The organism is Photobacterium frigidiphilum (assembly GCF_003025615.1).
GTDB lineage: Bacteria > Pseudomonadota > Gammaproteobacteria > Enterobacterales > Vibrionaceae > Photobacterium > Photobacterium frigidiphilum.
Map to the genome: position 1 here is coordinate 56,659 of NZ_PYMJ01000026.1, position 12,603 is coordinate 69,261.

General features: G+C 42.0%; 11 protein-coding genes. 6 read left to right on the top strand and 5 right to left on the bottom strand.

Annotated features, from left to right (window positions below):
* Nucleotides 1-86: 86 nt before the first annotated feature.
* Entirely contained in the window at nt 87-1,193 is a 1,107-nt protein-coding gene (locus C9J12_RS20765) for a DUF6363 domain-containing protein (RefSeq protein ID WP_107244433.1), read from the bottom strand.
* Nucleotides 1,194-1,738: 545 nt separating this feature from the next.
* Between C9J12_RS20765 and C9J12_RS20770 the strand changes: the two genes are divergently transcribed.
* Nucleotides 1,739-2,347, top strand: coding sequence for a TetR/AcrR family transcriptional regulator (locus C9J12_RS20770; protein WP_107244434.1), 609 nt, complete (start codon nt 1,739-1,741; stop codon nt 2,345-2,347).
* 153 nt (nt 2,348-2,500) lie between these two features.
* On the opposite strand, the gene C9J12_RS20775 is transcribed toward C9J12_RS20770, so the two are convergent.
* The 4 genes from C9J12_RS20775 to uraH all read right to left on the bottom strand — a co-directional run bounded on the left by C9J12_RS20775 (nt 2,501) and on the right by uraH (nt 7,616).
* Nucleotides 2,501-3,865: an 8-oxoguanine deaminase gene (locus tag C9J12_RS20775; protein ID WP_107244435.1), complete on the bottom strand. Its 1,365-nt coding sequence runs from the start codon at nt 3,863-3,865 to the stop codon at nt 2,501-2,503.
* A 187-nt stretch (nt 3,866-4,052) separates the two neighbouring features.
* Nucleotides 4,053-5,441 (bottom strand): nucleobase:cation symporter-2 family protein, encoded by a 1,389-nt coding sequence (locus C9J12_RS20780; RefSeq protein WP_107244436.1) that lies wholly within the window; start codon nt 5,439-5,441, stop codon nt 4,053-4,055.
* A gap of 180 nt (nt 5,442-5,621) precedes the next feature.
* Nucleotides 5,622-6,971 carry an NCS2 family permease gene (locus tag C9J12_RS20785; RefSeq protein WP_107244437.1) on the bottom strand — a complete coding sequence of 450 codons (1,350 nt, stop codon included), beginning with the start codon at nt 6,969-6,971 and terminating at the stop codon, nt 5,622-5,624.
* A 291-nt stretch (nt 6,972-7,262) separates the two neighbouring features.
* On the bottom strand, nt 7,263-7,616 hold the full coding sequence (uraH, locus tag C9J12_RS20790) for a hydroxyisourate hydrolase (RefSeq protein ID WP_107244438.1): 354 nt from the start codon (nt 7,614-7,616) through the stop codon (nt 7,263-7,265).
* 372 nt (nt 7,617-7,988) lie between these two features.
* On the opposite strand from uraH, the gene puuE reads away from it, so the two are divergent.
* The 5 genes from puuE (at nt 7,989) to C9J12_RS20815 (ending at nt 12,557) form a co-directional block, all read left to right on the top strand.
* Nucleotides 7,989-8,912, top strand: coding sequence for an allantoinase PuuE (gene puuE, locus C9J12_RS20795; protein ID WP_107244439.1), 924 nt, complete (start codon nt 7,989-7,991; stop codon nt 8,910-8,912).
* Between the two features lie 2 nt (nt 8,913-8,914).
* Nucleotides 8,915-9,430: a 2-oxo-4-hydroxy-4-carboxy-5-ureidoimidazoline decarboxylase gene (uraD, locus tag C9J12_RS20800; protein ID WP_107244440.1), complete on the top strand. Its 516-nt coding sequence runs from the start codon at nt 8,915-8,917 to the stop codon at nt 9,428-9,430.
* Nucleotides 9,431-9,527: 97 nt separating this feature from the next.
* Nucleotides 9,528-10,520, top strand: a complete 993-nt coding sequence (alc, locus tag C9J12_RS20805; protein ID WP_107244441.1) for an allantoicase — start codon at nt 9,528-9,530, stop codon at nt 10,518-10,520.
* 79 nt (nt 10,521-10,599) lie between these two features.
* Nucleotides 10,600-11,193, top strand: a complete 594-nt coding sequence (locus tag C9J12_RS20810) for an ureidoglycolate lyase (RefSeq protein ID WP_227876422.1) — start codon at nt 10,600-10,602, stop codon at nt 11,191-11,193.
* Nucleotides 11,194-11,348: 155 nt separating this feature from the next.
* Nucleotides 11,349-12,557, top strand: a complete 1,209-nt coding sequence (locus C9J12_RS20815) for a urate hydroxylase PuuD (protein ID WP_107244442.1) — start codon at nt 11,349-11,351, stop codon at nt 12,555-12,557.
* The last annotated feature ends 46 nt before the right edge of the window (nt 12,558-12,603 follow it).

Sequence of the window (12,603 nt, forward strand, 5' to 3'; positions counted from 1 at the left end):
TAAGATACAGTATTAGGACTGGCAGTGACCGGTCCTTTTTATTTAGGTCAGTTTTTTATTTAGGTAAGTATCAAACCGTTTTCGGTTTAAATATAGCCTACCGATTGTAAAAAGCGTTCGCCTACCATTTGCCCGTGTTCATAATCTTCCAGTAAATGATCTTTTTTACTTAACAAAGGACGACTGCTTAGTGATCTATCTGGTGCTATTTGAATTAAATTAACGTCATCGGGGGGATTGGTTAAAAAGTCTTCGACAGCATTATGATTCTTATAATGTGCGATCATAATATCAAGCATTTCAGAGCTCATACCAAATTGAGAGACTTTGGCTTGCAAAGTGACTAAACGATATAAGTGATCGTCATCCATCAACCAACGTTGGTTATTAAGCTTATACTTTGTATGTTCATGGTTTTGCTTCAACTCATTGAGTTTATCTGAGAGTTTTTGGTGAAAATGAATGAGATGATGCTTCTCTTTAAACATTCCAATACGTTTTAGGTAATGATCCATATTAACTTCGAACTGTTTCCTTTTTTTCTCAACCTGATTAATGGCAAAGTTTTCACTATTGCTCGTCTCTACTCCGTTAATTATCGGTGTAGTACGTATTACGACGATGTTTTTAAACCCTCTGCGATGTGATTCGTGCACCGGAATTGCTGCTGAAACACTGCCATCTATCCATTGCTTATTATCAAAGGTGATGTCGTTGTAATACAGCATTGGAATACCACACGTTGCTTTAAGTGTGTTGAGCCATTGGTCGGTAAAAATAGGGTAGTAGTAATCTTGTAAGTCAGATTTATTGGTAAGACAAGCCAGCGCATGTTTACCATTTTGTAATACATTGGTGGCAGTCGTGAAATCAAGAGGAATAGCGCCATCTTGCTGTACCATATTTAATGCCCAATCTAAATCCATCGGTTGTTTTTTTCTGATAAATTTATTGAGATTAAAGAAGCGGTCGTGCGTGGTGTAATTCAGTACAAAATTAAAGCCTAGGCCTTGCTGACGAGCAACATACGTCGCGACGTTAAGTGCCCCTGCTGATGTACCAATATAGAGTGAAAAAGGGTCGAAGTTACGCTCTAGAAATTTATCTAATACACCCGATGCAAAGATCCCTCTTTGACCTCCGCCTTGAACAATAAGTGAAAAGTTGTTCCCATCTAAAAAATGCTGATTCAATCGACTTACTCCACACTACAAGAACACTTTTTAGATTTAATACGTAAACGTATACTGTCTGTTATGGCATAGTAAACATCACCCTTCATCGAATATGATTTAACGCCTAATCTTAAGCAAGCTTTATTCGTTTGCTGTTTTGGTTTTTGCTTAATCCGTGAGGTACATGTCGCGAGGTGACAAAAGGTATGTATCTTGCGATAACTGAGGTATATACCCAAGTTACCTCAAGGTGCTCGTTTCAGCGAGAATTTATTGGGCTCTAGGCAAGGCGCTAATTTATAGACCTAGTGGTTCTACGTTGAAAATTAGCAACGCCGTATAGAGTTCAATAAAACTCGCCCTTCGGGAGTGACTCAACGTGTCTATTTCTGTGTCAAATATGTTTGAAAGGAAGTGCCATTCCTACACATATTTTCCTTGAATTAAACACATTGTGGTCGCTCTGAATCCTGCACCTTGAGGTGACTTGGGTATAACACCTTTACAAATCAAAGTGGTGCATTAATATGAATTGGCTAATATAAGGATGTAAAGGTCGATATATGTCAAAAATAAGAGAAAAGAATCAAGTTCTTATCATTGAGGTTGCATGTCGACAATTTGCCTTGCAAGGATATGCAGCAACAAAAATGGCAGATATTGCCAAAGAAGCGAATATTCCAAAGCCTAATGTTTATTATTATTTCAGTACTAAAGATAACTTGTACCGCGCTGTACTTGAAAGTGTTATTCAGCCGTTATTAGATGCCTCTAAACCTATAGAGCAGCTCGATGATCCTGCTGAAGCCTTGACTGAATATATCAAAACCAAACTACGGATCTCTCGTGATCACCCGTATGCATCAAAAGTGTTTGCGAATGAAGTCATGTCGGGGGCGAAGTATCTGCCTCAAGACATTGCCGATGGCTTATTACAACAGTCAAAAATGATTGTTGAAAAATTTGAGTCATGGATTGAGCAGGGCACGATGGCAAAAGTCTCCCCTCAGCACCTTATGTTTACTATTTGGGCATCGACGCAGACATATGCCGATTTTAGTTGGCAAATATGTAATGTACTTAACAAGCCAGCATTAGATAATAATGATTATGCTGAAGCGGCAGAGTTTCTAACCCAGTTTGTGATCAATGGCTGTCAGGTAAAAAAGTAGGGATTGTGCTATTCACCCCAGTATCATTCGTTTTCGGGAGCGAGTCAGCCCTTTGTGTCTTGGGTATAAAGATAAGACTAGTTGTATAGTTGGTTTAACTAACAGCTAGCCTTACGAATATTAAGGTTTCCCTTGCTATGGATTTCTGATCTATTAACGCATGGCTAATGCTTTTTCAGCTAAGCGTTTCGCTGCATTGCGGTGTTTATACAACAGCTGTTCGAGATCCAAACCAATGACTTGTCCGTCGCTAACTCGCCACTTACCTGCAATCATCACTTTGTCTGCCTGATGTGCACCACATAAAATAAGCGCAGCTAGCGGGTCGTGTGAACCAGAAAAACGAATTTCATCCAGCTTGAACATTGCAATATCAGCTTGCTTGCCAACGGCCAATGTACCAATGTCTTGGCGTCCCATGGCTTGAGCTGAACCTTGTGTTGCCCAGCGCAGCGCATCGAAATGACTTACGTTAGCCGAGCCATAACGTAAACGTTGTAAGTACAGCGCCATACGGACTTCACCAATCATGTTTGAGCCGTCATTCGATGCGGAACCATCAACGCCAAGCCCGACTTTTACGCCTGCTGCTTCAAGTTCGTTATTACGACAAATACCCGATGCCAACATCATGTTTGAGGTAGGGCAATGGCTAATACCTATTTGGGCTTTACCGAGTCGTTTGATTTCTTCGTCATTAAAATGAATGCCATGGGCTAACCAAGTGCGGTGGTTAAGCCAACCAACATCTTCAAGGTAATCGACAGGTCGTAGGCCAAAACGTTGTAAGCAGAAGTCTTCTTCATCAATGGTTTCACATAGATGGGTGTGCACCATTACGTCTTCATTCTTCGCGATACGGGCTGTTTCTTTCATTAACTCAGTGGTGACAGAGAACGGTGAGCAAGGGGCGAGGGCAATTTGAATCATCGCGCCTTCTTCGCGCTGATGATATTCACGGATTAAACGGTGACTGTCATCGACGATTGTTTGCTCTGTTTGAATGGTATTACGAGGCGGTAAACCACCGTCATCTTCGCCTAAGCTCATAGACCCTCGGGTAAAGATGGCGCGAATACCGAGTTTGTTTGCGGCTTCGACTTGTAAATCAATCGCGTTTTCTAACCCGGTAGGAATAAGGTAATGATGGTCTGACGCGGTTGTACAACCTGACATCATCATTTCGACAAGCGCAACTTCTGTTGCAAAGCTCATCATCTCTTCATCTAAACCAGACCACACCGGGTAGAGCGTTTTAAGCCAATGAAAGAGTTCTTTATTGAGTGCGTCAGGGTAGGCGCGAGTCAGTGTTTGATAGAAATGATGGTGGGCATTAATCAATCCCGGTGTCACCACATGCTGGCTAGCATCGACCACGACATTAACGTTGTTTTTGGGCTCGCAGCCTAAACCAACAAGTTCAATAATCGTTGTGCCAGAAATGACTATGCCACCTCGGGAATCCTCATTTGTGCCGGTGTACACCGCTAAAGGATTTTTAAGCCAGATTGTTTCCATTCATAGTTGTCCTTAGCCATCTCAGCCTTTTCAGGGAAGAGGGTCTTTTTTCATTATTGAGTGAGTAAACGTGCTTTTTATAACGTTATAAAAAGCACTTACAGGTATAACAATTACCGATTGATGTTGCTGAAATAGTGTTTTAAAAGCGATTAAATTACATGTGCTTTGTTCACATTATTATACATTAGCTGTTTTTCTGTGTTGCTAGTGGCTCTGCTTCTTCATCAAGATCTGAATCAGGGCTTAAGCTAACTTCTTTGTAGACTTCATCATCTTCCAGCGCTTCTTTCGCTGAAGGTTCAGGCAAGATCTGGTGAAGTAATACTGTAATTATCGTACCCGTCGTAATGCCTGAGTGGAAAAAGTTTGCGATTTCATGTGGCAGGTGCTGAATAAGACGAGGCTCAAAGGTTACCGCCAACCCTGATGCTAGCCCGACACAAATAACTAACGCATTGCGTTTTGTATCAGCCGCTTTTATCAGCATGCGAATACCAGCGTAAGCAATCATACCGAACATAACAAAACCAACGCCGCCAAGAACGGGTTTGGGTATTGTTACGGCGAGTGCCGCTAGTTTTGGAAATAGACCACCAAGAATCAACAAAGCGCCTGTTCCAGCAACAACATAACGGCTCGCTACACCCGTAATACCGACGATACCCACGTTTTGGCTGAATGAAGCAAGCGGCATAGCAGTCAGGATTGCTGACAATGTACTGCCGAGACCATCACCTAATAATCCTCGTTTTAAATCTCTTCCCGTGACTTTTGCATGGCAGTTACTGCCCAGTGCCATAAAGTCGCCCGTTGCTTCTGCAATAACGACGATGTACACCAAGCTCATACTAATGATGGCACCAAACGAAAAGGTGAAGCCGTATTTAAATGGCTCTGGTCCACTGATCCATTTAGCGGAAGCAACTTGTTCTAGGTTAACCATACCCATTGATAATGCGACGATGTAACCACCTGCAAGACCAATAACAATGGCTGATGCTGCGACAGCACCTTTACAATAAACCGATACCGCAATAACGATAGCCAGCGAGATCATCGCTAGAAATAGCTTAGGCAGTGTGGCAAATTCTGAACTTATTGCTGGCGCATCACCCACCCAATTCATCGCAACGGGTAGAATAGTTAAACCAATAAGGGTAACAACAACGCCACTTACAACAGTTGGAAATAGCTTTCTGATCTTATCCATATAGAAGCTGGCCAGAATTACCACGAAAGAGCCAACTAACGACGCCCCCATAATGCTACTGACACCGCCTTCTTTACCTATGGATATAGCCACACCTAAAAAGGCAAAGCTGGAACCCATAACAACGGGTAACCGAATACCGACAGGGCCTATGCCAACACATTGGGCAATGGTCACAATACCTGATGCTAACAATGCAGCGTTGATCAGTGTGACGACTTCATCGACGGGTAATCCAATTGAAGTACCGACGATTAAAGGGACGGCAACGATCCCACCAATAGAAGCCAACATGTGTTGGAGTGCTAGTAAAAATGTTAACCCATGTGGTGGGCGTTCATTGAGTGTATAGAGAAGTTTCATTGTTATTCCCTCTGTCAATTCAATCCATTTATTAGGAATTGACTGGTTTATGAACAAAGTTTGACCTTCTACAAACTGCGTAGCGTCAATAGAGTTCCTGATTAAGGTTCGTATTTCTACTTTGAATGATGCGTTTTAAGGTGCAATAACGTCGACAGCCCCTTAAATAGGGTTTAATGACTAGCCGATATACACTAACTTGGCGATAAAAATGGCGGTTAACGCATACATGCTAATTGAGACTTCTTTGGTTTTACCTGTTGCCAGTTTTAGTACGGTGTAAGTGATAAAGCCCAGCGCAATACCATTTGCGATTGAAAAGGTAAGTGGCATCATCAGTGCTGTAATGGCGGCGGGTGCTGAATCGGTAAATTCTTTCCAGTTAATATGTTGCATGCTGCTCATCATAACGAAAGCAACGTAAATCAATGCCCCTGATGTTGCGTAGGCTGGAATCATACTAGCCAAAGGTGATAAGAAAATAGCAGCAACAAACAGCAATGAAATAACAATCGCAGATAAACCTGTTCGACCGCCAGCGGCAACACCCGCAGCACTTTCAACATAACTGGTAACAGGTGGACAACCCACACATGCACCTGCAACACTTGCAATACTGTCGGCTTTCAGTGCTTTACTTAAGCCTTCAATCTTGCCTGTGTCTTTATTGATTAAGTTGGCACGATCTGCCACCCCCATTAGTGTACCTGCCGTATCGAACATGTTGACGAATAGGAAGGCTAGAATCACACTGACCATTGAGATATTGAGTGCGCCTTGGATGTCCATGGCAAAGAGGGTAGGTGCAATACTTGGCGGTGCTGCAAAAATGCCTTGGTACTGAACGATACCTAACATCATGCCAACCAGAGTGACGCCAATAATACCGATAAGAACAGCACCAAAAACTTTACGCTCACTCAGTACTGCAATAATAAGGAAACAAATTGCAGCTAATAGCGCATCGGGTTGGGTGAAGTCACCCAGTGATACTAATGTCGCAGGGTTATCAACAACAATACCAGCCGTTTTCAAACCGATTAATCCAAGAAATAAACCAACACCAGCAGTCATCGAATAGCGTAGGCTCTCAGGTATACTCTCTATTATCCATTCACGAACTTTATAGAAGCTCATGCCAACAAAGAGTATGCCTGAAATAAAGACCGCCCCCAGTGCAACTTCCCAGCTATAACCCATTTCGCCAACAACGGTAAAAGAGAAAAATGCATTTAAGCCCATTCCCGGTGCGAGGCCGACAGGCCAATTAGCAAATAAACCCATCAATAGTGTTCCAAATGCAGCACCTATACAGGTTGCAACAAATACCGCACCGGGATCCATGCCAGTCGCTGCCATAATACTGGGGTTGACAAAAATTATATAAGCCATTGTTGCAAAGGTAGTAATGCCGCCTATTAATTCATTTTTAACATTGGTTCCATGTTCTTTTAATTTAAAAAATCGTTCTAAAAAAGAGGACGATATGCCTTCCTTACTGTGTAGCTCTTCTGCTTTGGTATTGTTCATTATGAATCTTCCTTTCTTTGCTCATATTTGAATTTAAATGAATACAATTTCCATTTGTTTTAGTTCATTGATTTATCATTTATCTAAATAACGGTCGTTATTTTTTGATATATCAAGATCTATACCAGCTTGAGTTTATTTAAATTAGCTACATATATAGTTTGGCTTTTATTTCAATGTTGAAAATAAAGTGAGAGAAAGCGCAATCACTGTTATTGGTGATTGTATACAAGGTCTCTCGTCATATATTTACTGTTGTATCTATAGACGTAGTGTTTCTATGGTGCGCTATTAACTGCCTCTATAAGTAGAGAAACTATAAGGCGAGACTAATAAAGGCACATGGTAATGAGCCTGGGAATCAGCAATACCAAAACGTATAATAACATCATCAAGAAAAGGCACATCAGGCAGCTCAACACCGCGTAATGTAAAGTACGGTGCAGTATGAAACACTAATTGATATTTACCTGTGGCAAATTCTTCAGTGTCGAGAATTGGACTATCTGTACGCCCATCAGTATTGGTAAATACGGTTTTTAACAGTTCCAGTGAAGAACCGTTAACACGATACAATTCTACTTTTATCTCTGCACCTGGAACACCGTTTGCCGTGTCTAGAATGTGTGTTGTTAATCTGCCCATTTTATATTTAGCGCTATGCGCTCTCCTGAATGATTGTTTCTAAGTTTTACTAACTATGTACACAATTTGACTGATAGTAAAGTGCGTTGTGATAAAAATGTTAATTGAATTTGTGTGGCCTTTCTAGCTATAGCCTGTCTGATGCGTGATGGATAAAGGCTTATTAGCCTTTATTCACGCTATAATTAACATTGGAAACATTTATTTTACATTTGACTTGTAGATTGTATACAATCCATGGTACAAATTTAAATCGTAAGATGTGAAAAGAAAAAACAGATTCAGAAACGTGCTCAAACTATTTACTCGAAATAGTGTTTGGCTACATACAGCAGCGAGTTCACGTTGGTATTTTTTTTAAGGAGTCTCTCGATGAGTAATGACTATCCCCGTAATCTCGTTGGTTATGGTTCCATACCACCGCACCCACATTGGCCAAATGACGCACGCATCGCTGTTTCATTTGTATTGAACTATGAAGAAGGTGGTGAGCGTTGTATTTTGCATGGTGATTCAGAGTCTGAAGCATTCTTATCAGAAATCCCTGCCGCTCAACCGTTTGCTGGCGAACGCCATATGAGCATGGAATCAATCTATGAATATGGTAGTCGTGCTGGTGTATGGCGAGTATTACGACTGTTTAAGCAATACGATATTCCACTCACCGTATTTGCTGTCGCCATGGCATTAGAACGTCACCCTGATGTAGCTAAAGCGATGGTTGAAGCCAAACATGAGATTTGCAGCCATGGCTATCGTTGGATTGATTATAAACATATGGATTACTCGGAAGAGCGTGATCATATGTATAAAGCCATCGAGATCATTGAACGTATTACGGGTGAGCGCCCACTGGGTTGGTATACCGGTCGTACTGGGGTAAATACTCGAAAGATTGTGGCTGAAGAAGGTGGTTTCTTATATGACTCTGATGCTTACGATGACGATCTACCGTATTGGCATGAAGAGGGCAGCAAACCGCAATTGGTTATTCCTTATACTCTTGATGTTAACGATATGCGTTTTGCCACCGTGCAAGGTTTTAATTCTGGCGAACAGTTTTTCCAGTACCTAAAAGATACGTTCGATACCTTATATGAAGAAGGTGAAACAGCCCCAAAGATGATGTCGGTGGGATTACATTGCCGTCTGATTGGTCGCCCAGGTCGAATTGCTGCTCTTAAGCGTTTTCTCGAATATGTACAACAACACGACAAAGTGTGGCTTTGTCGTCGTGTCGATATTGCGAAGCATTGGCATGAACATCACCCCCATCCAAGTATGAAGGAATTTTAAGCATGGTAGGTTTTTCACATTGTCAGCCTACGACAATGAATCGCAGTGATTTTGTTGCTCACTTCTCCGATGTTTATGAGCATAGCCCTTGGGTCGCTGAATCTGTTTTTGATGCAGTATTAACAGAACAAGATGATGACATTGAATCATTGCATCAACGTATGGCCGCTATTTTATTAGCAGCAAGCAAAGATAAACAACTCGCGTTAATTAATGCTCACCCTGATTTAGCTGGCCGAGCAGCAGTTAATGGTGAATTGACCGAGGCTTCAACTTCTGAACAAGCTGGTGCAGGTATTGATAAATGCTCTGAGGAAGAGTTTGAGCGGTTCACGCATTTTAATAACCGCTATAAAAGCCGCTTTAACTTCCCTTTCATTATGGCCGTGAAAGGTGCTAATCGTTATCAAATTCTTGAGTCTTTTGAAGCTCGGCTTGATAACGACAGTGAAACTGAATTTGCCAAGGCGATAGAAGAGATCAATAAAATTGCTCTTTTTCGTTTGCGAGATATGTAAGTTAAGAAAACAACGACTTCGCATTATTGTGTTCTCGATGAATCGAAATAAAGAATAACACTCTTATTCTTTATGAACTTAATTAAACAGGATGATTATGGAAAAGGCATTGAATTTTGAACAATACGTAAACCTTGCAGACCCTAAATTAGGCGCTGAAGCAATCTTTGCAACCGATGATTTTTTTGCAGATAAAAGCCGTTTGATCCGTACCGAAGCTGCGGAATGGAAAGAGGATCTTTATGATGATAACGGCAAGTGGATGGATGGTTGGGAATCGCGCCGTAAACGTAGTGAAGGCTATGACTTTTGTGTCGTTCGACTTGGCCTTGCGGGAACGATTGCGGGTTTAGATATTGATACCTCATTTTTCACTGGTAATTTTCCACCATCAGCGTCTGTTGATGCCTGTTATAGCCCTGACGGTGAACCGTCTGATGGCACTGAATGGCAAGAAATTCTGTCGTCACAAAGCCTTCAAGGTGACAGCCATCACTTACATGCATTAGGCAGTGAGCAAGTATTTACCCATGTCCGTTTAAATATTTACCCTGACGGTGGTGTAGCACGTTTACGTGTGTATGGTCGTCCGAGCGTTAACTGGGATCAAATCGGTACTGACCAAGAAGTTGATTTAGCGGCTGTTATTAATGGTGGTCGTGCATTGGCTTGTAGTGATGAACACTTTGGAAAGAAGTCCAATATATTAGGCCCTGGCCGTGGTGAAAATATGGGCGATGGTTGGGAAACCGCACGTCGCCGTACTCCGGGTAATGATTGGGTGATTGTTGCCTTAGGCCGCCCAGGAAAAATTGGCAAAGTCGTGGTTGATACCGCACACTTTAAAGGCAACTTCCCTGATAGCTGTTCAATTCAAGCCGCGTATGTTCAAGGTGGAACAGATGATCAGGTAGAGACGCAAAGCTTGTTCTGGCGTGAATTAATGCCTTCGCAAAAGTTATCGGCTCATAATATCCATGAGTTTGTTGAGCAGGTGAATAATCTTGGAGCAGTCACGCATGTGCGCCTAAATATTTTCCCTGATGGTGGTATTAGCCGTCTGCGTCTTTTCGGCTTTAAAAGCGAATGATACCAATCTAGACAAGTATCTGACCATTTACTTATCCAGAATGGTATGACTGACGCAATCCAACTAGAAGGAGAGGGTAATGGACCTGCAAAATACCACTGAACAATCGATAGAAGAGCAATCAAAAGAAGCATCTGTGACTGAAACGTTAACGTTGAATAAAACATTGAAGATTGAAACATTAACACCAGAAGCCTTTAAGCCATTTGGTGATTTAATTGATAAAGAAACCAGTGAGTTCTTTATGATTAATAATGGATCAACACGACGCTATCACCGTATGGCAGATGTCGATGTTGCAGATAATGGTGGTGAGCCGATTATCAGTATATTTCAAGCAACCCCATTGCAGTACCCGCTATCAATAAAGATGATGGAACGCCATCCACTGGGTTCACAGGCGTTTGTTCCTCTTTTGGGTAACCCTTATTTGATTCTTGTTGCCCCTAAAGATGACTCGCCAGATCCTAGTGCAATACGTGCTTTTATCAGCAATGGCCGGCAAGGTGTAAATTATCATAAAGGTGTTTGGCATCACCCAGTTTTAGCGTTGACAGAAGAAGATCAATTCTTGATTGTTGATAGGTCAGGCCCCGGCAATAACTGTGATGAAGTGTATTTTTCAGACAAGGTACAGGTTGAATTAACATTGAATGATTTGGTGTCGATTTAGCATCAAGAATAGCGTTACCTTTTAGTTTATACGTCTTTCTTTCTTACTCCTCAGTTGAAGAAAGCGATATACCAAAAGGCAAGGAAGAACAATTTAATTAAATATGTTGATAAGCCATAGGCGATGAACATAGCAATGTATTCGAGGAGTTTATTATGGATCCACATATTACTGAATGGCTGAACTTAGCAATCCGCTGGGCTCATATGGTAGTAGGTGTCGCATGGATTGGCGCATCATTTTATTTCAACTGGTTAGAAAACAACCTGAATCGTGTGAACCCTAAAACAGGTTTAACGGGTGACTTATGGGCGATTCATGGCGGCGGTATTTATCACCTAGAAAAATACAAACTTGCCCCACCGAGCATGCCTGAAAATCTGTATTGGTTTAAATGGGAAGCGTATTTCACGTGGATCACCGGCATGTGCTTGTTGTTTGTCGTCTACTACCTAAATGCTGAACTGTACCTTATCGCACCAGGCTCAGGTTTAGATTCTACGACAGCAATTGCGCTAGGGCTGGGTGTTTTAATCACTGGCTGGTTTGTTTATGACTTCTTGTGTGATTCTGCGTTAGGTAAAAAGCCCGTATTGCTTGCGGCAATCTTATTCTTCCTCTTAGTCGGGGCAACATATGGCTTAACCCAAGTATTCAGTGGGCGTGGTGCTTACATTCATATCGGTGCGATCATCGGTACGATTATGGTGGGTAACGTATTTCGCGTCATCATGCCTGCACAGCGTAACCTTGTAAAAGCGATTGAAGAAAACCGAGCGCCAGATCCAGCGTTACCAGCAAAAGGGCTTTTGCGTTCTCGTCATAATAATTACTTAACACTACCAGTGCTGTTTATTATGATCAGTAATCACTTTCCTAGTACGTATGGTTCACAGTACAACTGGTTGATTTTAGCGGGCCTTGCTGTCTTTAGTATCTTGGTTCGTCATTACTTTAATACGCGTCATGGTAGCCAGAAATACGCATGGACAGTGCCGATTGCAGCGCTAGGTATGATTGCTTTAGCGTTTGTGACATCACCTTATGGTTCTCAGTCATCGACAGTTACGTCGGCGTCAACGACAGAAGCAGCGTCTGCAGGAGTCAGTTTTGACTCGGTAAATACCGTGATTCAAGAGCGTTGCAGCGTCTGTCATTCCGCAACACCAACGCATGCTGCATTTAAAACAGCACCTGCAGGGGTCATTTTAGATACCGCTGATGAAATTAAAATAAACGTACCACGAATTATGGCTCAGGCGGTTCAAACGAAAGTGATGCCTCTGGGTAACCTTACTCAAATGACCGATGATGAGCGCAACCTCATTGGTACTTGGGTCGAGCAGGGGGCTGTTATTCAATAACAGTGCCATGCTAAATGTAAGCGCTAGATGTAAGCTTTACTATCCG

Coding starts and splice junctions, on each gene's coding strand:
- uraD (WP_107244440.1), top strand. CDS start 8,915: ATGGTAGGTTTTTCACATTGTCAGCCTACGACAATGAATCGCAGTGAT.
- C9J12_RS20815 (WP_107244442.1), top strand. CDS start 11,349: ATGGATCCACATATTACTGAATGGCTGAACTTAGCAATCCGCTGGGCT.
- C9J12_RS20770 (WP_107244434.1), top strand. CDS start 1,739: ATGTCAAAAATAAGAGAAAAGAATCAAGTTCTTATCATTGAGGTTGCA.
- C9J12_RS20775 (WP_107244435.1), bottom strand. CDS start 3,865: ATGGAAACAATCTGGCTTAAAAATCCTTTAGCGGTGTACACCGGCACA.
- C9J12_RS20810 (WP_227876422.1), top strand. CDS start 10,600: ATGGACCTGCAAAATACCACTGAACAATCGATAGAAGAGCAATCAAAA.
- C9J12_RS20780 (WP_107244436.1), bottom strand. CDS start 5,441: ATGAAACTTCTCTATACACTCAATGAACGCCCACCACATGGGTTAACA.
- puuE (WP_107244439.1), top strand. CDS start 7,989: ATGAGTAATGACTATCCCCGTAATCTCGTTGGTTATGGTTCCATACCA.
- alc (WP_107244441.1), top strand. CDS start 9,528: ATGGAAAAGGCATTGAATTTTGAACAATACGTAAACCTTGCAGACCCT.
- C9J12_RS20785 (WP_107244437.1), bottom strand. CDS start 6,971: ATGAACAATACCAAAGCAGAAGAGCTACACAGTAAGGAAGGCATATCG.
- uraH (WP_107244438.1), bottom strand. CDS start 7,616: ATGGGCAGATTAACAACACACATTCTAGACACGGCAAACGGTGTTCCA.